The sequence below is a fragment of the Clostridium facile genome, from assembly GCF_014297275.1.
GTDB classification, from domain to species: Bacteria; Bacillota; Clostridia; order Oscillospirales; family Ruminococcaceae; genus Massilioclostridium; species Massilioclostridium facile.
The window spans coordinates 2,057,329-2,080,920 of record NZ_JACOQK010000001.1; the positions used below are offsets into that span (position 1 = coordinate 2,057,329).

A 23,592-nucleotide genomic window follows, 5' to 3' on the forward strand; every position below is an offset into this window, starting at 1 on the left:
TTTTAACTTTTTGATTCCACAGTTAGTCCACTTCCTGGACAATTTGTGTCAATTTTTGGGTTCTTTTTTTGTAATTGTCGAATAAATTCCTCTTTGTTTTTTGGTGAAATTAGCAGAGTCTGTTTTCCATGTTCTGGTGTTAAACACACCAGCTCCAATCGGTCATAAGAAAGCGCAAAAGAGAAAAAAGCCTTTGTGGTAGGTGCCACTTTTAAAATACACTCATACGGAATTTCAGCTTGCTTTAAAAAGCCCAAACGCAATACTAAAGTATCCTTCTTTATCTCACTATAAGACAATACATAAAAAGGCAATACAAGCAAAATGCTCAAAATCCATCCCACTGCAGTACCAAGCCCTACCCATAAATTGGAAGTATCCTGTGTTATTAAAAACCAGGTAAATACAATTGTCTGGTAGCAAATACAGAGACATGCAACATGTACCCATATATCTATTTTGGTATAAAAACGCAACTGTATCCCCCCTAATTTATATCGATTTATTAAGTATAACAAATAATTGTGAAAAAACTTTTGGCATTTCACATAAAATCCATGAATACCTATTGATGTAAGGTTCGTATAGGCAAAAAAGCAAACTCACACAAAAGTTTCCTTTTAAGCACAAAAATGATTGCATTGATATCAACATAATTTGTAATACAATTCCTATGTTATCACAAACTTTATTTTGCATTGTATGATAAAAAGCTGCCTTTTCAAACAATTTACTTCCATTCAATTGGATCAACATCCAAAAGAATTTTTTATCCTCGTTTTATAGGGCAGTCCTCTTATTCATTTTTATTTTTCTAGAAAATATGATATTGTGTTTTTAATTTTCTCGCACATATTATTACAACAAATATAGTCACCAACTCCGCAAACGGTACTGCGAACCATAACCCATCCATTCCCCAAATATAAGACATCCCTACTATTCCAATAACGGTAAAGCCCAATGTTCTGGAAAAGGAAATTCCTGCGGAAATAAGTCCATTTCCCAAAGCGGTAAACATTGCCGACCCAAAGATATTAATCCCTGCGAACAGGAACGAAACACCAAATAAACGCAGCCCATGCGCGGCTAAGGAGTATGCTTCTGTACCTGATGTAAAGAATACTTTTGCCACAAAATCCGCCCCCAATAGAGAAAGCAACCACATCGCTACTGAACAAACTAAAATAAACTGGACGCACCATTTTAATACTTTTCTTAAAAAAGTCTGATTTTGTGCCCCATAATGGTAAGAAATGACCGGTGCTACACCAATGGAAAAGCCAATAAAAATAGAGGTCATTAAAAATTGGCAGTACAACACAGTTGTAATCGAAGCCACACCGTTTGCACCGGCGAATTGCAACATATAAAAATTAAACAATGCCGTTGTAATACTGGTAGAAAGGTTGGTGACCATCTCGGAGGAGCCGTTGGCACAGCTCTTCAAAATCATTTTGATAGGAAATGCTGGTTTTGTAAATTTCAACCCTTTCTTATGGAACAGGAAAAACAGGATTCCCCCAATTGCTGAAACAAAATATCCTCCCACGGTAGCATAGGCGGCACCTTGAACACCCATATGGAATACCGCAATTAACAAATAGTCAAATACCATATTGAATATACCAGAACCAATGGAAAGCCCTAATCCCAGATGAGGACGGCTTGCCACTACCAGAAAATCCTGGAACATCAACTGTAACGTGGAAACAGGGGAGTATAGCATCATAATCCACAAATAATCTTTACAATATTGCTTTAACTCCCCTTCAGCTCCCAGCCACTCAATCAAACGGTCCATATTGCACAATACTAAAACCGCAATAATTACTGATAAGACAAAAGCAACAATCACCAACCCAGTAAAATACCGTTTCGCCTGATGTTCCTTGCCCTGTCCCATTGTCCAGGCAACAACCGCACTTCCCCCTGTTGCAAACATAACGCCAACTGCAATATTGATACTAATCAAAGGATATACAATATTTACTGCTGACAAAGCTTCTGCCCCAACAAAACGGGAAACAAAAAAACCATCCACAATAGTGTATAATGACATAAAAATCATCATAATCATGGTTGGAAAAGCAAACTCCAACAGTTCTTTAAAGGTAAATTCTTTTTCAATGTGATGCTTCAATGATAACCTCCATATCGTCTCTTTTTATCACGATTCAATTATTCTGTTTTGGATTGAAAACGGTTTACAATAAATATTCCCAGACTTACCAAAACCAAAGCGAAAATATTTTTAAGACTAAATGCCTGTTCCCCTTCGCCTAGCAATATAGCTGATAATAAAACCCCGATAACCGGATTCATGAAGCCATAAATGGTCACTTTGGATACTGGATTATATTTTAACAAAATTCCCCATAGAGAATAAGCAACTGCGGACAAAAATGCAAGATAAATGAGCATGAGGCTGGAATCCCAATGAAAATTTGTAATACGCCCACCCATACATAGACCAGTTCCGGTTAAAATAATTCCACCTAACAGGAATTGGTATCCGCTAAGCATTACTGGATCTTCATCCTTCGAATATTTTTTCAAATAAACAGAAGAAAAAGCATAGGAAATAGCCGAGATAAAAACAAATCCCTCCCCTTGAAAGCTCAAATCAAAATCAATTCCACCACTACTCAAATTTGCTAGTATTACTCCAATCAATCCTACCATACACCCTATCAATTTTGGCAAAGTTAATTTCTCCTGCCGGAATAGCAAGCTGGCAATTAAAATTGCCAACAGGCTGTTCGTACCTACAATGATAGCCCCTTTTACTCCGCTGGTATGGGCCAATCCCATGTAAAAAAACAGATACTGGATGACCGTCTGTAACAAAGAAAGATGAAATATTTTGCCAGCTGCTTGTTTTCGAGGCAATAACAGCTTTCTTTGCAATATACTGCCCAATAAAATAGTTAAAACTCCTGCCAACGCAAATCGATAGCCTGCAAATACAATTTGATCCCCCACAGCGTCAGAAGGAATCTCTAATAATTGGTAACCAATTTTAATGCAAGGGAAGGCACTCCCCCATAACCCACAACAAATAAGTGCTAATATTCCCACTATAATAGGCTTTTGTAATAATTTTTGTGGCTTCACTCAAATACTCCTTTTTAATAAGTTATTTTATTATGATGTAACAATATCTTAATGGAATAAGATCATTACTGTTCTATTGAATCTAATGTTATATCATAATGTCAATATACACAAGTAAAATAACACTGATTTGTATAAGCTTCATTGTAAGGTAGAAAAATGGAGATTCACTTACATTATGCTAGATTTTTACTTCAAATACTATTTTTTTATATCATTTAATTTTATCATATTAAAGCTTCTCTTACAACCGAAATCTGATTATCCTATTGTGTTACAATCAAAATATTTTCAATTTACACCAATATACAAAAAGGCTTATGGAACTTTCCATAAGCCTTTTTGCTAACTATTTCTCACCAATTACCATAAGTAATTTCAATATCTTTAAATATAGACTATCCATCTCACAGCCAAGATTTTTCCTTATTGTTGCATCGACAATTCTATCATCTCAATTGTTTGATGTCGCCGGATTGTATTGCAGAAAGATTGTTTGTAATTTTTTCTTTTGGCCAATCCCACCACTTGATTTTCAACAAAGAAACAATCGTATCCTCTGAAAACCGTTTTTTAATTGGTTTTGCAGGAACACCGCCAACAATAGTATATGGTGGAACATCTTTTGTTACCACTGCACGAGTTCCTATAATTGCGCCATCCCCAACGGTAACACCGGATAAAATAACTGCTTCATAACCAATCCAAACGTCATTTCCAATTATAATATCGCCCTTATTATCCCAGGAATTAACAACATCTTGCTGTTTCAAATCCCATTCCTCATAAAAAAGAGGAAATGTATAGGTGGATAAAGAAGATAGGGTATGATTTGCGCTATTAAACAAAAATCGTACTCCACAAGCAATGGAACAAAATTTTCCAATAATCAGTTTGTCTTTGTTGATTGGATAGTGATATAGTACATTATTCTGCTCAAACATAACTGGATCATGGACAAAATCATTGTAAATCGTGTAATCTCCAACTATAATATTGGGGTTGGTAATTACATTTTTCAAATAAATTGTTTGTTGGTCTCCTGTACGGGGATAAATTTGTTTATCTGGAATAGTCATTTGATATCCTCCTAATTTTCAATTATTCGTTCCCTATTCCAGATAATACAATGCAAATTTTCACCATTACCACTCCTATCTAACTATTGATAAAATTGAAACGCTTTTTCATAAAGCTCTCTCGTTTGAGCTTCATCGTCATAGGCTAAACAATCATCAGCATAGGATAACGTCCAAAATGGTTCTGTTTGAAAAATTTGTTCAGGAAATAGACGAGATAACTGAAAGGATTTCCTTCCAAATTCTTCAATACTGTTTATTCCACTATAATAAATATTTTCTAAAAGCTGAAACAATATCTTCCCAAACGCATTATATTGACAGCTTAATTGATTATCATACATATACTGATAAATAAGCTGCAAATTTTCCTCACAATCATACGAATTCCATTCCAATTCCAACAATAACGGTTCATCCTCATACTGAAAAAAAAGCCTATCTACTGCCTCATCGTATGATGCCTTTTGAATAAAATTTAATTTCCATAAAAGAGCATATGCCAAAATGGTTTCAATCATTTTTTCTATTTCTCCTATCATTGGTTTCATTATATTGCTTTGATGTTTAAATGTAAAGAAAAAATCTCGCTAGGTAATCAGAAGCAATTCATCTTATTGCCATTTACTGATTCGTCAGCGAGATTTATTAATTCTATAAATCTAATTTGATAAAATCTGAAACTTTTCTTAGATGAAACACAAAAACTCTACGCAAAAAATTATTATCGTCTGGTTGAACATTTTGATGTGTTTCTGTTAACTCATATTCTCCAACAAAATGATAATTTCCTTTTTTCTTTTCAAAAATTAGTAGCGGCGTATTTTGTTTTTTATGCGACAAAACAGCAATATTTAAATCATACATTTTGTTGGATAAACTGTCTTGATGGCCCACTCTTCCTATGCCAGTGTACATACAATAATCATAAGTACCTCTTGGATAGAAATAATCAGAATAAAGTTCTTCTTCATTTTTAAATAGAAGAATTGCTTTTCCTTTTGTCGCCAAGGTAATTCCACTTTGTGGATTTCCTCCCAACAGTTTACTGATTTCAGCTCTATTTGTAAATGTTTGTCCTTGTTCTAATTGTAACATAACATTATTCCCACTCAATTGTAGATGGTGGCTTCGTGGTGATATCATACACAACGCGGTTGATATTTTTTACTTCATTGACAATACGGCTGGAAATTGTGGCAAGAAGGTCATAAGGGATTCTTGCGAAATCAGCTGTCATAAAATCAGTAGTTGTAACGCCACGCAGGGCCAAGGTATAATCATAAGTTCTGCCATCCCCCATTACGCCAACAGAACGCATGGATGTCAGCACAGCGAAATATTGATGGATATCCCGGTCAAGACCTGCTTTTGCAATTTCCTCCCGGAAAATCCAGTCAGCATCCCGTAAAATATCCAGTTTTTCTTTGGTGATTTCTCCAATAACACGGATTGCAAGCCCTGGGCCTGGGAATGGCTGACGCCATACCAATACATCGGAAAGACCTAACTCTATTCCCAATTGGCGAACTTCATCTTTAAACAGCAGACGCAATGGCTCGATAATTTCCTTAAAATCAACATAGTCCGGCAAACCGCCTACATTATGGTGACTCTTGATGACAGCAGCATCCCCTGTACCGGATTCAATCACATCTGGGTAAATTGTTCCCTGTGCTAAGAAATCAACTGCACCAATTTTTTTGGCTTCTTCTTCAAATACACGGATAAATTCTTCTCCAATGGTTTTCCGTTTTGTTTCTGGGTCGCTCATGCCAGCCAGTTTGGAGAGAAAACGCTCTTCTGCATTGACACGGATAAAGTTCAAATCCCAATCAGCAAAAGCCTGTTCTACTTCGTCCCCTTCGTTTTTCCGCATTAAACCATGGTCTACAAATACACAGGTCAGCTGATGACCGATCGCTTTAGAAAGCAATGCAGCCAAAACAGAGGAATCCACCCCTCCGGACAGTGCCAACAATACTTTCCCATCGCCAACCTTTGCACGGATATCCTCGATTGCGGTTTTCGCATAGTCCCCCATGGTCCAGTCACCAACACAACCACAAACGTGATACAAAAAGTTATGCAGCATTTTTGTGCCGTTTTCGGTGTGCATTACCTCTGGATGGAATTGTACTGCATACAGTTTCGCTTCCGGATTTTCCATCGCAGCCACAGGACATTCTTTGGTATGTGCCGAAGCACGGAACCCTTCTGGCAAGCCGGAAATATAGTCCGTATGGCTCATCCAGGTAATCATATTTTCGGATAATCCCTGGAACATTAACGAAGAAGTATCAAAGTTTGTTTCGGTTTTGCCGTATTCCCGCATGGTAGCGCTGGAAACAGTACCTCCCATCAAATGGGCCATCACCTGAGCACCATAACAAATCCCCAACACAGGGATTCCCAGTTCAAAAATTTCCTTATCAATTTTAGGGGCGTTCTCCTCATAAACACTATTTGGACCGCCAGTAAAAATAATACCAACTGGTTTTTCTTGTTTTGCAACAGCAAGCCCTTTGGTATAGGGTTCCACTTCACAATACACACCGCATTCACGAACGCGCCGGGCAATCAGTTGGTTATACTGTCCACCAAAGTCAATGACCAATACTTTTTGATGTGCCATATTCAATTACCTTTCTTCACTAAATTTTTGGGTGATTGAAAAAATAACAGGTTCCCTGCTATTTCCCATCCTATCATTTATTATTGTACAAATAAATTTCACAAATTTCAAGCTATTTTTCGTTACCTCTGTATGAATCAGCAAATTGGGAAGAAAATAAAAAGGATTCCAGGAAAATTTGGATGGACAGACAAAAAACAAAGCGGGTGAAAACATATGCTAAAACGGGCAACCAAATTATTTATCGTTTTTATTTTATTATGCTCTATCCTAGCCACAAGGATTGTTTACCTTGCAAGTTCTACTGACTTAACGCAAGCAGCACAAAGGCAAAGTAGTTATACCCTAACCTTAAGCACTCAACGGGGAGGAATTTATGACCGAAATTTTAACAATATGGTAAATCAAACCACAAAATATGTTGCTGTTGTGTTCCCTGACCCTTCTTGCATTCAACAAGTATTAGACTTAAATCCGGAATTAAAACGAGAAGAAATCGCGGAACAAATTCAACAGGGCAAACCATTCTTAGTGGAATCCAAAAAGGCTTCCAGCAATCATTCCAGCATTCAGGTATTTCCTGTTTCAGAACGTTACCGGGATAACGGTATTGCTCCCCATCTAATTGGATATTTAAACGGGGATGGGGAAGCGGTATGTGGGATTGAACAATCCTACAACGAATTATTGCAAAATTTCACCTCCAACTATCAGATAACATTTCAGTTGGATGGGACAGGAAATTTAATCAAAGGAAAAGAAATGGAACAGACCATCCAGGGAAATTCCGATGGCGGCGTTGTACTCACGTTGGATAGTGGCATCCAGGAATTAGCGCAAAAAATAGGGGGACAATCCATTCCAAAAGGAGCAATTACCGTATTTGATGTAAAAACGTCCCAAATCGTTGCCTGCGCCAGCTTTCCAACCTATTCCCAAAATGACGTAGCAGCCAGTATCAACGATGAGAATAAACCCTTAATTAACCGCAGCCTGTACACCTACAATGTTGGTTCTACCTTTAAAATCGCCACCGCTGCCACCGCATTGGAACAGGGAATCTCTCCAAACTATTCCTTTTTTTGCCCAGGTAAAATTGACGTAAAAGGTCAAGTATTCAAATGCCACCACCTAGCTGGACACGGATCTTTAAATATGCAACAAGCTTTAGAGAAATCCTGTAATCCTTACTATATCAATCTGGCACTACAAACAGGTGGAAATGCCATCTTACAAACCGCATCCGATATGGGGTTTGGAAAAGAATTAGAACTGGCAAGTGGGATTGTTGCTGCCAAAGGGACTCTCCCCTCTACGGATGACTTAAAAAACCCAGCAGAATTAGCAAACTTTGGATTTGGGCAAGGAAAACTCACCGCAAATTCTTTTCAGGTAAGCGGACTGCTTTTAAGTGTACTCAACCAGGGAAAACTAGTTCAACCCAGCCTAATTTTAGGGACTACAGAAAATGGAACGGATTTAATAGAACCTACACAGGCGCAACCTCCTACCTATGTAATGAGTGAAGAAACTGCATCGATTTTAAAAGAAGATTTAATCCTAGCATTAAAGGGGCAGGATACCGAGGGACTGAAACCAAAATTGACAACAGCTGGAGGAAAATCCGCAACAGCACAGACTGGAACCTATGATGAAAACGGGGTAGAAATCTGCCAAACTTGGTATACCGGATTTTTTCCAACAGAAGACCCCAAATATGTGATAACAGTTTTGGTAGAAGAAGGGGCCTCTGGAAACGATACTGCTGGTCCAATTTTCGCAAAATTAGCGGATGCAATTACCCTATATGAGCAAAAATAATACCTTCGCCTATTAAAAATAATTAAGAAATATTTTTGTTGAACAATAAAGAAAAAACATTAAAATTACGCATTAATTGGTGATTTATACAATTTTATAAACAGGACACAATTTTACTTCTTATCAGCAGAAACAACACAATAAATCTGGAGTTTACACTGGGCTTTTCACATGAAACCTCGCTTTTTTGGTACACTGGCGTAAAAGTTTTCTATCTATTTTTAGATAGAAAACTTTGTCATACAAAGCCAATATAACATGGTTATGCATTAGCATAAAGCAAATCGTTTCACCAAATATCATTTTGTTTCGTATACTTTGGTTGTTTATTTTCGATCAAAAGGATCAAATCATTCATTTACAAAACAGATATGGTCTTATTTGATACAAGTACAGCTTCATCTAACCATAATAGTGGAAAAGATAAATTCTATATTTGTTTTTTCTCTAATTTTCTACATCATCATAAAACGCCTTCTATTGCAACTTTATATTACAATGGAAGGCGTTATTTATCTATTATGAAAAAAATTCTTTCCGGTACTGAGCCGGAGTAACTTGGAAATATTTTTTAAAAGCGTAGTCAAATGCTCGACGTTCTGAGTAGCCAATTTGCTGGGAAATCAAATCAATTGGTAAATGGCTTTTTGACAGCAGTTCCGACGCATGCTGCATTTGAATTTCCAGACGCCATTCTGAAAAAGACTTTCCTGTTTTGCGGGAAATTAATCGGGAAATATATTCGGAAGAATAATTAAAAAAAGTGGCAGTAGATTTTAAAGTAGCGGCAGCGTAGTTATCATTGAGGTAACTAATGACCTGTTCTATGGTCAATTCCCTGGAAATTTTCTCTGGCTGCTGGTCAACAACTTGAGCATATTGCCGGCTGAGCTCCATCAATAAAGAACAAAGGGAAAACAACATGATTTGTTGGGAATACATATCATCTTTTACAAATTCCTGAGTCAATTTATAAAGACAGTACTGGCCAGAGCTTTCCTGTGGCACCTCAAATTGTAAGCAGCTGGGCCCTTCTTTAAAATTATAAATTGATTCTAAAAAGAAATCCAAAAACATCTTATTTTCTTTCAACATAGGTACAACAGTTTGCTCAAAGGTTGTTTTTCGAATTAAGATATTAATTAGGTTCGTATCCCGCCCTACAATGCACATTCCATGTTTGATTTGGGAATTATAAATCCAAAATTGTCCGGCTTTCATTCGGTATTCATTTCCAGCCATATAACAATAACAAGTACCAGAGTAAAGATAGGTTAGCTCAAAAAACTCATGGTAATGGGTAGGATGGTAAAATATATCTTTTGAATTTAAAAACCGCTGGCTTTCCGATGTAATCGCTAGCCCTTCCCATCTAGAAACACAATCCAACACCACACCTATGTTTTGGTTCGGCAAAAAATATTTTTGTTCGGATAAAAAACGCCGTTTGGTTGGAATCGGATTCCACTTTCTTTCTTTGCAAAACTCTTGTATATCCTCTGGTGGAACTTCAAACTGGCTAAGGTCTAAATCGATCTTTTTTCGGTCACTAATCCGGTTGGTACGATGCTCACAAATATCTGGCGATTGCCGCATTTCTTCCAACAGTTCCCCAAACTTTTTATGCAAAGAAGTTTCCATCTAGCCTCTCCCCTTTCTTTTATACCTCATTATAAATTCTATTTTTCCCTATGTCAACGATTTATTTAGTTATTTTGCACAATTAACAATCTATTGTATTGACATGGTATATCATAAAAAATGTACTGATTGAATCATAAATTATGCTATATTCCTCTAGTTCCTTGTGGTATCCTGTAAGAGGATTTAAATTCCAACTAAATTTGTTGCAAAGGAGAAAGCACAATGAGGAAAAGTAAAAGTACTTTAAAGCGGATTATCGCGGCTTCTATTTGTTTATCCATGTTAGCTGCCGCAACTGTTTCTTCCACTGGAATTGTTTCAGCTGTAGAAACAGATGAATTCGCTCAGAAAATGGAAAACCGGTTTGAAAATCCGGAAATGACCCACAAATTATATGCTCGTTGGTGGATGGCAGAAGGTAGTCACACTGACCAGACGATTATTGAATCTGTCCACGAGTTATATGACGCTGGATTTGGGGGAATTGAATTTGTCACTTTGGATGAGTCCAAATATTTAGACAATGAACGATACGCATGGGGTTCTGAAGAATGGATCCATGACTCCCATCTAGTAGCCAAAACCTGTGCAGAACTGGGGATGGGCTTTAGTATGACAGGTGGTACCCATTGGGCTACTTCTAACCTAGTTAATATTACTCCAGATGAAGATAAAGCTTCTCAGGAGCTGGGCTATAAAACAATTGATTTGGCAGCAGGCGAATCTTTTAACAGTGCATTACCAACCTGTGAATTGCCAGGAGAAACAACCAAACAAACTTTAGTAAAAGTAATCTCCGCGAAAAAAGTGGGCACAAGGCAAATGCAGGTTGGGAACTGTGTGGATGACGCCATTACATTGGATGAAAATTCCTTAACCGATTTAACGGACCAGGTTTCATTCGATGAAAATGGAAACCCATGCTTAAACTATACCGCAACGGATGATGGTACTGTAATCTTCGCGTTCTGGAAATACGGTACTAGTGAATCTTATAAACCGGCAACTACCGGAAAATCTTATACTATTAACTACTTTGACAAAACAGGTGTGAATGCTTTAATTGACTATTGGCAGCAACATGTTTTGGATGAAGAGATGCAAAGCTACATAAAACAGGTGGATGAAGCGGACTTCTACATGGATTCTCTAGAACTTCGCCCAAGGGGAACCAACACAACAGGCCAATTATGGTGTACGGATTACATTGAGCAATTTGAAACCAGAAGAGGCTATGATCCATCCCTCTACCTTCCATTTATGATTTTACGGGAAGGCTCCAAAGCTGGGAACGATAAAGGTAACCTACGCTACCAATACGAACTGGCTGGAGATGAAGATTGTGATTTTACTGACCGCATTCGTAACGATATGTATCAAACCGATACAGATTTGTACCGTGAAAACTGCTTACAGCCACTGGAACAATGGCTGGATTCTTTTGGAATGAACCTGCGTGCGGAGAACTCTTATGGTTCTATGTTGGAAATTTCCCAGCCAATTAAAGATTTGGATTTTGTTGAAACCGAATCCTTTGAAATGGGAGTAGAACCAGAATTGTTCCGTGGTATGTCTGGTGCAGCTCATCTTTATAATAAACGTTACTCCTCTGAAACCGGCGCAATGTATTATCAAAACTATTACAATAACAATAATTACCTGCGTCAAATTTACTATACTCAATATGCTTCCGGTATTCAAAAAGTTGTAACCCATGGATATTCCTCTGAATATGGACCAGAACAAAACTGCTCTTGGCCAGGATACGAAGGTATGATGCCAAGGTTCTCCGAACGTATTAACAAACGCCAACCATGGTCCATGGATTATAATGAACTAAATACCCATTTAAACCGTGTCCAAAAAGTGTTGGAACAAGGCGTTCCTCAAATGGATTTGGCTATTTTGAGAAATGACTACTTCTTTAACTGTGGCCTATTAAGAAATGATGGTTCCAAAGACTATATCAACAATGATTTCCATCAGCATAAAGGTATTTACTGGCAGGATACGACCTTACAAGATGCAGGTTATACCTATGATTACTTCTCCCCATACTTGCTGCAAGATCAAGATATCACATGTAGCGACGGCTTAATCCAAGCGGATGGAGTTGGTTACCAAGCAATTGTGGTATATCAAGAAGAAATGCCTTATGAAAGCGCCAAAGTTCTATTGCAATGGGCACAAAGTGGTTTACCTGTCATCCTGGTAGACGGCCCAAGCACCGAATTTGTACGGAACTCTGACCAAACAGGCAGAGTATATAAATACAATGATGGCGCAGCGATCACAACCGGTTCTAATGATGGATTAGATGAAGAAATGGTTGCTGTTATGGATCAGATCCGTCAATTGGACAATGTAAAATGTATTGGCTCTGTAGAAGAAGCTTACGATGCGTTGGCGGAATTAAACGTAAAACCTCGTTCCGAAAACGTGGAAATCAACCAGAATATCGTTCCAGTAATGAGAAAATCTGAAGATGCAACTTATTTATTCCTCTATAACTACATGTATGAAGATACCGAAAATTATGTTGGACAGGTTTCAGTAGATGGTATATATGCCCCTTATGTACTGGATACCTGGACAGGTGAAGTCAATGAAGTAGTGGACTACTCTTATGAAGATGGCAGAACAATCCTAAATGTGGATATCGCTCCAGGTGAAGTGATGATTTTCACATTAAACCCTGATGTAGAAGACCCAACCGAAAAAACAATTGTAAACAAAGACAATGTTTATAAACTTTCCGTGGAAGACGGTCAAACTGTTATGAATGTCAGTGAGAGTGGACCAGCTACTATTACCTATAGTGATGGCTCAACTTTTAAAACCAATGTAGAAGCTTTGGATGACATTAATCTGGATAAATGGAATCTGACTGTAGAATCCTGGGAGCCAGGTGATAAACTAACCCGTACAGAAGATAGAGGTTTCGGTTATACCACAACTGAAGTTACTTATAGCACGAATAAAGTAGAAAAGAACGCAGGCGAATTAAGCGAACTGAAACCATGGAAAGATATTGAAGCAGTAGGGGAAGATGTATCCGGTGTTGGACACTACACCACAACCTTTACCCTACCAGAAAATTGGTCCAGTGAGAACCAGTCCATTGAATTCAACGCAGAGTCCTTTAATAATGGAACAGCAGCACTATTTGTAAACGATCAACAAGTTGGATTAAATATGGATGGTCGTGATGCAGATATCAGTCAATACTGTGTTCCTGGAGAAAACAAAATTGAAGTACGAGTTACTTCCAGCTTAAGAAACATCATGCGCAAATTGGATTATGCTGGATGGAAAGATAAAGATTCCTGGTTAAATGATGTACAGCCAGATGACTATGGCTTAACAGGTGAAGTAAAATTGGTTACTATGACAAAAGTTCCAGTAACTGAAACACAAAGTAATAAATCCATTTTAAATTCTGTCATTACTTATGCGGAAAATGCAAAAGCCAGTGGAGAATATGATAATGCCATCGAAAGTGTACAAAAATCCTTTGACGCGGCATTGGAAAATGCGAAGGCAGTAGCAAACAATGTAGGAGCAACCCAGGAAGAAGTGGATGCAGCATGGCAAACACTGCTGAATGAAATCCATAAATTAGGATTTATCGCAGGGGATAAGACAGAATTAACAAGCTTAATCGCAGCAGCGGAAGAAATTAACGGAGAATTAGACCGTTATGTAGAAGCTGGCAAATCGGAATTCATCGCAGCATTGAAAGCAGCCCAAGGGGTATACCAAGATGGGGATGCCATGCAGGCAGAAATCAATGAAGTAGCGGATGACTTGTTAAACGCAATGTTAAACCTGAGATACAAAGCAGATAAATCTATCCTAGAAGAAGTAGTAGCAGAAGCAGACAAAGTAAATGCAAACGCATATACAGCGGAAAGCTATGCAGTACTGGCAACAGCAGTAAAAGACGCAAAAGCAGTATTGGAAAATGAAAATGCAACTCAGGAGGAAGTAGACGTAGCAGTAACAAACGTACAGAGTGCAATGAATGGTTTAGTAGCAGTAAATGGAACAGTTGAAACACCAAGCGAAAACAATCCTTCAACAGCTACCCAAACTGGGCACACAACTACAACAACCAAAGCGACCGCAGCAAAAACAGGAGATTTTGCTCCAATTGCAGGATTAGCCGCCATTGTTGTAGCTGGTGCAACCGTATATTGTACCCGTAGGAAAAAATAATAGCGTTCTTATCCTTTCCTATATTTTTAAAACAAGGCAATCTATTAAATAGATTGCCTTGTTTTTTAGTGTATTTAGACGTGAAAAAAACTTGGTTTTACCAGGGATGAAAAAGAGTAATGCAACAATTATAACGGCGAGCTTTATGCTAGTCGAAAAGTCAAAGAATATACAAAAAATAGCGAATTAAAAAGTACTATTTTTGCCCTATTTATGATGTAACGTAATAATAGGAGTTAAACCAGTAATAGCCAGTCTTTTAGGGGTCGTGCAAGTTACCAGTTCAACCGGTGGTTTTGAATTTTGTAAATGATTAGACCAATCCTATTTTATATCAAAATAGGGTTTTATTTTAGATTCAAGTTTAGTAATTTTTTAGTAGAAACGATTTTATTTTACCTATACACTCTTATGACTGTAATATAGCCTCATAAGCACCTACATCAATATCCTATGGATGTACTAAATTTTTGTATTATTGACCCTACAGTTTATAAACCTGTAACTATCATTCTAACAGAAGTTTTCTTTTCATATATTACATTCCTTGATGCTTCAAGCGAAAGCTTTTTATGGGATTCCACTAGTAGGGCTGTTAATTTGTAGAACTGATAAAAATTTCTTCAAATAAGGTTCAAGGCGAACTGCCAATAAAACTCATACCCATATTTTTTCGCTCTGTTCTTCCTATCAATTTACTATCTGTAAATCACTTATCTTTCGCATTTCATATTTTATCAAAGTTTTCTTTTGAATATTCTTTTTTATAAAATATAGCATTAATAATTTACTTTTCATAAACAAAGAAGCACCGGTTTTTTCAAGCAAAAATCGGTGCTTCTTTTATAATACAATATTGTTATCTCAAAACAACATTGATTTTTTCTAGATTTTTCAGTACCTTTTTGATAGCGTTGTCCGCTTCCTCATCATTTAATGTATGGTCATGGGAACGCATTACTAGAGAGAAGGAAACAGATTTTTTACCTTCCCCGATTTGTTCACCACGGAAAATATCAAACAGTTCCAATTGCTCCAAAATCTTGCCTACAGAGGATTTGATTACTTTTTCGATCTCAATCACTGGCAATTCTTCTTCGCAAACAAGGCTTAAATCACGGGTGCTTGCTGGGAATTTTGGCAATGGATGATAGGTAGCCTCCTCGGATTGTGCTGCAAACAAAGCCTGCATATCAAAGTTTGCCACATATGCTTTCGTTCCAATTCCATAATTGTTTAATACCGCTGGATGGATTTCTCCCAATACACCCAATTCCACACCATCTTTCAGGATGGTAGCGCAGCGTCCACTATGGAATGGAATTGCATCTTCTGTAACTGCAATGTCCCAATCTTTGATATTCAAACGATCCAACAACAATTCCACCATACCTTTTAAGGTGTAGAAATCACTGCTACCACCGTATAAGCCGATGACAATTTTATTCAACTCATCTGGCTGAACATCTTTTCCCTTTGGCAGATAAACAGTAGCAATTTCATACATCCAAGCCTGTGGGTTACGGTTGTTGTAGTTGCGAGACAAAACTTCCAACATGGAGGGGATTGCTGTGGTACGCATTACGCTGGTATCTTCCCCTAATGGATTGGAAATGGTAACAGATTCACGCAATTGGCTATCTTTTGGAAGATTAATTTTATCGTAATATTTGGGGCTGATAAACGAATAGGTTGCAATTTCATTGCATCCCAAAGCGCGGAGAATCTCCCCTGTTTTCTTTTCAAACTGCTGTTCAGGAGTCAGGCTTGCTTCCGCAACTCCACGGATAACTGTAGTTGGAATATTGTTATAACCGTAAATCCGAGCAATTTCCTCCGCAATATCCGCTTTGTGTTCAATATCAATTCGGAAAGCTGGTACCTCAATTTGGTCTCCATCCACTTTAAAGGAAAGGCTTTCTAAAATTTTCACCATTTCTTCCCTGGTCAATTGAATTCCCAGGAACTGGTTGGTCCACTCTGGCTCAAAAGTAACTGTTTTTGGAGTTGGGTCAAAGTAAGTTTTGTCAATGGTTCCATCTACAACTTCTCCGCAGCCCAGAATATTTACCAATTCGCATGCACGCATGATAGCATCCTCACAATTGCGGGCATCCAAACCTTTTTCAAACCGGGCGGAAGATTCTGTACGGATTCCTAATGCTTTGGCTGTAGTTCGAACAGAAGCCCCATCAAACATAGCGGATTCAAATACAACAGTTGTGGTGTCGTCCATAATACCACTGTATTCCCCTCCCATAACGCCTGCAACGCCAATTGGTTTTTTGCTATCGCAGATGACCAGCATTTCAGGAGTTAATCTGTGTTCTGCTCCTTCCAGTGTCGTGATGACCTCCCCTTCTCTTGCGGTGCGGATGTGGATGGAATGGTCTTCTACAAACCGTAGGTCAAACGCATGCATTGGTTGACCATATTCCAGCATCACATAGTTGGTAATATCCACCAAGTTATTGATAGGACGCACGCCACTTGCACGTAAACGTTCCCTCATCCAACGTGGAGATGGCCCAATTTTTACGTTTTTCACCATTTTGGCCATATATCTGGTACAGAGGTCGGTATTTTCCACTGTTACATTCAATTCATCATTAATATCACCACCACAGGATTTTACTTCTGGTTTGTTCCAATGCAATGGTGTTTGAAATGTTGCTGCTGCTTCCCTTGCCAAACCTAAAACGGACAAACAGTCTGCACGGTTGGAGGTAATTTCAAATTCTACACAGGTGTCGTTTAATCCAATTGCTTCCCGGATATCCTGGCCAATCTGGCAATCTTCCTGCAATACAAAAATACCATCCTCAATGGCATAAGGGAAATCGTTCTTGGTTAGTTTTAATTCCCCTAAAGAACACATCATCCCCTGGCTCAATACGCCACGGAGTTTTCCTTTTTTAATTTTTTTACCCCCTGGCAGGATTGCACCATCCAAGCAAACTGGCACCAAATCTCCTACAGTTAAATTGGTGGCACCTGTTACAATCTGGATTGGTTCTGGCTGGCCAACTTCCATCTGACAAACCACCAGTTTATCCGCATCTGGGTGTTTTTCAATGGATAATACTTTTCCTACTACAACTTTGGAGATTTCTTCCCCTTCTATTTCATAGCCTTCTACTTTGGAGCCGGACATAGTCATCGCTTCGGAGAATTCCCTTGGGGTTACGTCTACATCCACATAGTCAGAAAGCCATTTCACGGACAAATTCATTACGATCTTCCTCCTATTTCGGAATTATTTTGATTTAAATTGGTTTCCATTAGAACTGAGTTAAAAAACGCATATCGTTTTCAAAGAACATACGCAGGTCGTCAATATTATAGCGGCGCATTACCACACGTTCCAGACCCATACCAAACGCAAATCCGCTGTATTCTTCTGGGTCAATCCCACAGTTCTGCAATACTTTTGGGTGAACCATACCACAACCAAGGATTTCAATCCAGCCTTCCCCTTTACACAAGCGACAGCCTTCCCCCTTACAAGAGAAACACTGAACATCCAGTTCAGCGGATGGTTCTGTAAATGGAAAATGGTGTGGACGGAACCGGACAACCGATTCTTCCCCATATAATTTTTTCACGAAAATCTCCAGAGTCCCTTTCAAATCAGCCATGGTAACGTTTTTATCCACAACCAAGCCTTCAATTTGATGGAATAATGGGGAGTGGGTTGCATCCACCGCATCCGCACGGTATACACGACCTGGTGCAATCACACGAATTGGAGGCTTCTTGTTTTCCATCACACGAATTTGTACAGGGGATGTTTGGGTTCTCAACAGAATATTATCTGTAATGTAGAAAGTGTCCTGGGTATCCCGTGCTGGATGGTTTTTTGGCAGGTTCAACGCCTCAAAGTTATAGTAGTCGGTTTCTACCTCTGGACCTGCTGCAATATCAAACCCCATTCCTAAAAAGATATCTTTAATTTCATCCAAAACAGCGGTTAACGGATGCTTTTTCCCCATTTGGAATTTTTGTCCTGGCAGGGTAACATCAATTTTTTCTGCTTTTAACTGGCGTTCCATCTCCGCTTGTTTGATTTCAGCCATACGGGTTGTGATATCCTGCTCAATATCCCCACGAATCTGGTTTGCCAATTGTCCAATAACGGGGCGTTCTTCTGGGGAGAGTTTTCCCATTTGTTTTAAAATAGAAGTCAGCTCACCTTTTTTGCCTAGGAATTTTACTCTTATGGCATCCAATTCCTTCAGGTCTGTACAGGCATGCAGTGCTTGTTCCGCTGTAGCTTTAATCTGTTCCAGCGCTTGTTTCATCGTATTTGCCTCCTCGATTTATTTTGATTTACTTTCCTAAAATTGTGTTTCCACAAACTCATATAACAAAAAAGGCTCCGCCCCTATAAGGGACGAAGCCATTGGTTCCGTGTTACCACCCTGATTCCCAGCTCAAAATAGCCAGGCACTCAACACCTTTAACGGGGGCAAACCGTCACTGCCTACTCAAGTTCAACAGAGCCACTCACGGGGGAAATTCGGAAATCAGGCATGTGGTTTGCTTACAGACGGTGGCAAACCTCTCTGATGCCATGCGGTTCTGATTCTTACTAAAACCCGGTCTATGTGTTTGTGAAAACAAAAACTCATTTTAATAGTACATTGATAGGTACCATTAATGAAAACAATATTATTAAAATTAATTCTATTTTTTTATTATAACAAGATTCTCCTGTAAAGGCAAGAGATTTCTATTGTACTAATAAAAAAATTATGCTAAAATATTGTATAAACTGCCATAATGTCAGAAAAAATCCTTTTTATAAGAATATCTATATGGAGGAATGAAAATGGACTATATCCACCAAACAGTAAAACGGGAAGTAACCAAAAAAGAGAAACGTCAGCAAACCCTTTTGGTTTTTATTTGTATTTTTATTTTTGGATGCATTTTCTTTTTTGCCTCTAAAATGGGGATATTCTCAATTATCGGATATATTGTAGCAATTGCCGTGGTTTACTATGCCTGCAAGGTAGTAGGTAAGACCAAACAGGTTTATGATTATACCCTAGACGAAGGCAGATTTACTGTTCTGTTAACAGCGCAGCGGAAACAAGACAGAATGTTTGTCCGTCCAGTACATGATTTTCTTTCTTATACAAATAAAGATGGAATTAATCTAGAAAAGTCCAACTACGAACAGGTTTTATATGCTACAAAACATCCCGATTATAAGAACAATAAATATATCTGTTTCCGTTCCCGTAGCACTGGGAAACCCAGCTTATTGGTCATTTCCCCGGATGAAACAATGGACCGAGCAATATTGGACTGCCTACACCAACAAGACCAAACAGAGCAAATTGAAAAAATAGTAGAACAACATACAAAGACAGAAGAATCTACGGAACAAACCGAAAGATAGGAGGAACCTATTATGAAAAAAATTGCCAGCTTTACTGTTGATCACACCAAACTGGGGATTGGTATGTATATCTCTCGTATAGATGATGACATTGTCACCTATGATGTCCGGATGGTAAAACCCAATGGAGGGGTTTACCTTTCTAATCCATCTATGCATACAATAGAACATCTTTTTGCCACTTATGCACGCAACACAGAACATGCTGACCATGTGGTTTATGTAGGGCCAATGGGGTGCCGTACTGGGTTCTATTTTATTACCCGTAATCTACCTCACGAAACCGCAATCGAAATTGTTCGTCAATCCATGGAGTTTATCAAAGATTTTGAAGGGGAAATCCCAGGGGCAACAGAACCGGAATGTGGAAATTATCTGGAACATGATTTGCCTTCCGCCAAACGGGACGTTATCCAAATTTTAGAAAAATTAGAAAACTATTCCGTAGAACAACTGCAATATAACTGTTAATACGCACAAAATTATTTATTAAAACTAGTTAAGGCTACTAGAATACGCTGATATTTTGTAAACATTCTTTGTGTTGCAGTTGCATTTTTTCTAATTTATTGTATAATAGGAGTAAGCTTGTTACTGAATTGTAATAAGTTGTTACGGTTTAGAAATCTTTCTTTTGAAAACCGACAAATTTATTATGAGGAGAACTTATTATGGCACTTCACAACTGTAATGAGGCAGAAACGAAACTGCCGGCTGAAACAGATGAAGTTGAACAATTTAAAAAACAAATTACATTATCATCTATTTTTTCTTATATCGGAACTTATACCAGTTCTGCTGTAGTTCATTTTGGTCGTTTTATCAAGCGTCCTGTGTTTGCATGCGGCAGGTGGTTCAAAAGCTTTTTTATGGGGTTTTGGCAAAGAGCAGGCCGTTTTGCGGAACGTGTGGCAAACGGTTTTGGTTCCCCATTCCGCAGTATCCACAACTTACATCAGGAATTGAAAGAAATTGAAGGTGTTGGCGCAAAAGGCCAGCGGACAAAACAAGTCCTAGCGCACCAAGTCCATTCCGGTCGAGTTACCTTTGGAAAATTTTTGAATGTGGTTGTCCCTGTTGTTGTTATTGTAGCATTTGGCTTTGTAGTGCATCACTTTACCAGCCAAGAATATGCAATTGCTGTTACCCACGATGGAGAAGTCGTTGCTTATATTGAAAAAGAAAGCGATTTTGATGAGGCGACAGATCTGATTGCCCAACAAATGGTATATGTAAATGACGAATCTGAATTTGACATCCAGCCAGAATTTTCTTTGACAAAAATTCATGAAAAAGAGGATTTAGTCAATTCGGCTGAATTAGCAAACAAACTGATTAGCTGTTCCTCTACGGATATTTCCACTGCAACAGGATTGTATATTGATAACCAGTTTTATGGTGCAACCACAAATTCCGCTAACTTGGAAACTACCCTGGAAAATATTTTGGTTGAATATCAGCAACAAACCGGTACAACCGATGCTTCCTTTGTAAGCCCGATTGTTTTAAAAACCGGATTATACTTACAGGATGCGATTGTACCAGAAGAAGATTTGTTAAATCTGGTTAATTCTGATGTTCAAAGCGAGCAAACCTACACTGTTGTCCCTGGTGATACTTTCACTACCATTGCACAAAAGACATCCGTCAGCATTGGAGAGATTAAGGCATTAAATCCAGAAATCCCAGAGGAAACCATCCAAATTGGACAACAAGTTAAAATCTCTAAGACCATTCCATTTTTAAGTGTAACCGCTACTAAACAGGTCGAATATGATGAAGAGGTACCATATCAATCCATCACTCAAGATGATGGGAATATGTATCAGGGTCAAACCTCTATTGCGCAGGCAGGTCAAAATGGAATTAACCATGTTACCGCATTGGTTCAGGTAGTAAACGGAGAAGAAGTGAGCAAAACTGTTACCAATACAGCGCAAGTATCCGCACCAGTAAATGAGATTAAATTGCAGGGGACAAAAGAACCAGTAAAAACTTCTGATAATAATAAGGTACTACCTGCTTCTACTGGTAGTGGAAGCTTATCTGGTGTAAATTTTGTACGTCCACTGAGTTCTGGTGTTGGTAAAGTAAGCCGTGGTGTCGGAAATGGTCACCATGGTATCGACTGGGCAGCTCCATCCGGTACTCCGATTTACGCGGCAGCCTCCGGTACTGTAATTTTAGCGAAATGGTATTCTGGTTATGGTTTGTGTGTCATTATTGACCATGGCAACGGTGTGCAAACATTGTATGGGCATCAATCCAGATTAGGGGTTAGTGCAGGTCAAACCGTAAGTGCCGGCCAACAAATTGGCTACGTTGGTACAACTGGTCAATCCACTGGTAACCATCTCCATTTTGAAATTCGTTCTAACGGAACAAAATTAGACCCATTTGATTATGTTCCTCGTTAATTAACCACAATAAACAATTCTAGATTCGATAACAGTATATTATTTTACCCTTTTGATGTTTCTTTTACATCAAAAGGGTTTTTCCTTTTTATAAAATTTTTCTTTTAAAATATTTGGAGCCGCCTTTTTGTATGTGTAAATTTCTATCATTTTTGATGATCACTCATATTCTTGGCAATAGGTTTTCCTATATTTTAAAATAGAAACGCCATAGACATTTCGGAAGAGCTTATCCAAATAATGCCGGTCGCTATACCCGACAATCTGGGGAATGCTCTCCAATGGAATATTGGGATCCTTTAATAAATTACATGCCTTTTGCAAACGGATTTCCTGTAAAATTTGAGAAAACTTCTTGTTGGTATACTTTTGCAGCAAATTGGATAAAGAACGGGGGGAGTAATAAAAATGTTCCGCCGTTTGCTGCAAACTAATATTGCGGTAATTCTGATCCAGATAGGTCAAAATCTCACTGATTGGAATTCCCTTTGATTCTTTACGGCTCTGCTCATCCGCCTGTTTTTGATACTGTTTCGCCAGCTCGTGGAACAGGCAGACCATTAAAGAACGCATCAAACTATTATTGGTAATAGGGGCATTGTAATACGTAATAATCAATTTATAAAGATAAAATAACAGTTCTTCATTGGAACGGGTGGAAAATATCATACTGGTTTTACTGCTAACATTCCGCAAAGAGCCAAGAAAAAAGTTACTAAATATATTCTCGTCCGACATCATTTTAATCATGGTGTCATCAATCGCGGATTCCCGTATGATGATATTGAATACAATATCATGCTCGGAGGGCAGGGTACAAAAATGGGCTGCTTGCAGATTATATAGACAAAGTTCCCCAGCTTTAAATTCTCGTTCTACCCCATCAATGCTGGAAAAACAATGCCCCCGGTAAACATAAAACATTTCAAAATAATTATGGCTATGTAATGGTGCCCCTTTTTTCTTTTCCTGTTCTATGGATCTTAATGGTTTATATTTTTGAAAATCCATAAATACCCCAATCAAGGCATCTGATTTAATAAAACCGGTATCATTAAATTTTAAAAGCCCTGCTTGTTGCTCCTTGAAATACTTGTTCCACAGTTCTTCCTGTTTGGAGGGAGGCAATTTCAAAAATTTTTGCTTTGCCCTATTCCCTTTTTCCTGGGACCATTTCATTTGTTCCCCTGTATCAAGTTGATATTGAACAATTTGCTCTACCTGCTGTTTGAGCAACTCCACCATAGAAAGCAT

Annotated in this window: 16 protein-coding genes and 1 other annotated feature; of the genes, 5 read left to right on the plus strand and 11 right to left on the minus strand. The window is 38.3% G+C overall.

The annotated features are described in order from the left end of the window. Positions 1–2: 2 nt before the first annotated feature. From H8Z77_RS08610 to guaA, 7 genes are all read right to left on the minus strand, one after another. Positions 3–476: a PH domain-containing protein gene (locus H8Z77_RS08610; RefSeq protein ID WP_069987525.1), complete on the minus strand. Its 474-nt coding sequence runs from the start codon at positions 474–476 to the stop codon at positions 3–5. A gap of 338 nt (positions 477–814) precedes the next feature. Beyond that, positions 815–2,143: an MATE family efflux transporter gene (locus tag H8Z77_RS08615; protein ID WP_069987526.1), complete on the minus strand. Its 1,329-nt coding sequence runs from the start codon at positions 2,141–2,143 to the stop codon at positions 815–817. Positions 2,144–2,181: 38 nt separating this feature from the next. Next, entirely contained in the window at positions 2,182–3,117 is a 936-nt protein-coding gene (locus tag H8Z77_RS08620; RefSeq protein ID WP_069987527.1) for a DMT family transporter, read from the minus strand. Between the two features lie 449 nt (positions 3,118–3,566). Further along, positions 3,567–4,196, minus strand: a complete 630-nt coding sequence (locus H8Z77_RS08625; protein WP_069987528.1) for a CatB-related O-acetyltransferase — start codon at positions 4,194–4,196, stop codon at positions 3,567–3,569. Positions 4,197–4,279: 83 nt separating this feature from the next. Next, positions 4,280–4,717: a hypothetical protein gene (locus H8Z77_RS08630; protein WP_186996757.1), complete on the minus strand. Its 438-nt coding sequence runs from the start codon at positions 4,715–4,717 to the stop codon at positions 4,280–4,282. A gap of 133 nt (positions 4,718–4,850) precedes the next feature. Beyond that, positions 4,851–5,294, minus strand: a complete 444-nt coding sequence (locus H8Z77_RS08635) for an SRA domain-containing endonuclease (protein WP_186996758.1) — start codon at positions 5,292–5,294, stop codon at positions 4,851–4,853. A 4-nt stretch (positions 5,295–5,298) separates the two neighbouring features. Beyond that, positions 5,299–6,831 (minus strand): glutamine-hydrolyzing GMP synthase, encoded by a 1,533-nt coding sequence (guaA, locus tag H8Z77_RS08640; protein WP_186996759.1) that lies wholly within the window; start codon positions 6,829–6,831, stop codon positions 5,299–5,301. Positions 6,832–7,047: 216 nt separating this feature from the next. Between guaA and H8Z77_RS08645 the strand changes: the two genes are divergently transcribed. Continuing rightward, entirely contained in the window at positions 7,048–8,652 is a 1,605-nt protein-coding gene (locus tag H8Z77_RS08645; RefSeq protein WP_186996760.1) for a peptidoglycan D,D-transpeptidase FtsI family protein, read from the plus strand. Positions 8,653–9,171: 519 nt separating this feature from the next. Here H8Z77_RS08645 and H8Z77_RS08650 read toward each other — a convergent pair. After that, entirely contained in the window at positions 9,172–10,293 is a 1,122-nt protein-coding gene (locus H8Z77_RS08650; protein WP_186996761.1) for an AraC family transcriptional regulator, read from the minus strand. Positions 10,294–10,518: 225 nt separating this feature from the next. Here H8Z77_RS08650 and H8Z77_RS08655 point away from each other — a divergent pair, with 225 nt between their 5' ends. After that, the gene (locus H8Z77_RS08655) at positions 10,519–14,514 is read left to right on the plus strand and encodes a glycosyl hydrolase (RefSeq protein ID WP_186996762.1); all 3,996 of its coding nucleotides are present in this window, start codon (positions 10,519–10,521) and stop codon (positions 14,512–14,514) included. A gap of 859 nt (positions 14,515–15,373) precedes the next feature. On the opposite strand, the gene pheT is transcribed toward H8Z77_RS08655, so the two are convergent. Then, the gene (gene pheT / locus H8Z77_RS08660; protein ID WP_186996763.1) at positions 15,374–17,746 is read right to left on the minus strand and encodes a phenylalanine--tRNA ligase subunit beta; all 2,373 of its coding nucleotides are present in this window, start codon (positions 17,744–17,746) and stop codon (positions 15,374–15,376) included. 49 nt (positions 17,747–17,795) lie between these two features. Then, positions 17,796–18,815: a phenylalanine--tRNA ligase subunit alpha gene (gene pheS / locus H8Z77_RS08665; protein WP_069987669.1), complete on the minus strand. Its 1,020-nt coding sequence runs from the start codon at positions 18,813–18,815 to the stop codon at positions 17,796–17,798. Between the two features lie 85 nt (positions 18,816–18,900). Then, positions 18,901–19,129 (minus strand) — a binding site (T-box leader). Between the two features lie 216 nt (positions 19,130–19,345). Here pheS and H8Z77_RS08670 point away from each other — a divergent pair. The 3 genes from H8Z77_RS08670 (at position 19,346) to H8Z77_RS08680 (ending at position 22,338) form a co-directional block, all read left to right on the plus strand. Beyond that, positions 19,346–19,921, plus strand: a complete 576-nt coding sequence (locus H8Z77_RS08670) for a DUF6106 family protein (RefSeq protein WP_069987667.1) — start codon at positions 19,346–19,348, stop codon at positions 19,919–19,921. A 12-nt stretch (positions 19,922–19,933) separates the two neighbouring features. Further along, positions 19,934–20,392, plus strand: a complete 459-nt coding sequence (locus H8Z77_RS08675; protein ID WP_186996764.1) for an S-ribosylhomocysteine lyase — start codon at positions 19,934–19,936, stop codon at positions 20,390–20,392. Between the two features lie 200 nt (positions 20,393–20,592). After that, positions 20,593–22,338, plus strand: coding sequence for a peptidoglycan DD-metalloendopeptidase family protein (locus tag H8Z77_RS08680; protein ID WP_069987663.1), 1,746 nt, complete (start codon positions 20,593–20,595; stop codon positions 22,336–22,338). Between the two features lie 159 nt (positions 22,339–22,497). On the opposite strand, the gene H8Z77_RS08685 is transcribed toward H8Z77_RS08680, so the two are convergent. Continuing rightward, entirely contained in the window at positions 22,498–23,583 is a 1,086-nt protein-coding gene (locus H8Z77_RS08685) for an AraC family transcriptional regulator (RefSeq protein WP_186996765.1), read from the minus strand. Positions 23,584–23,592: the final 9 nt, after the last annotated feature.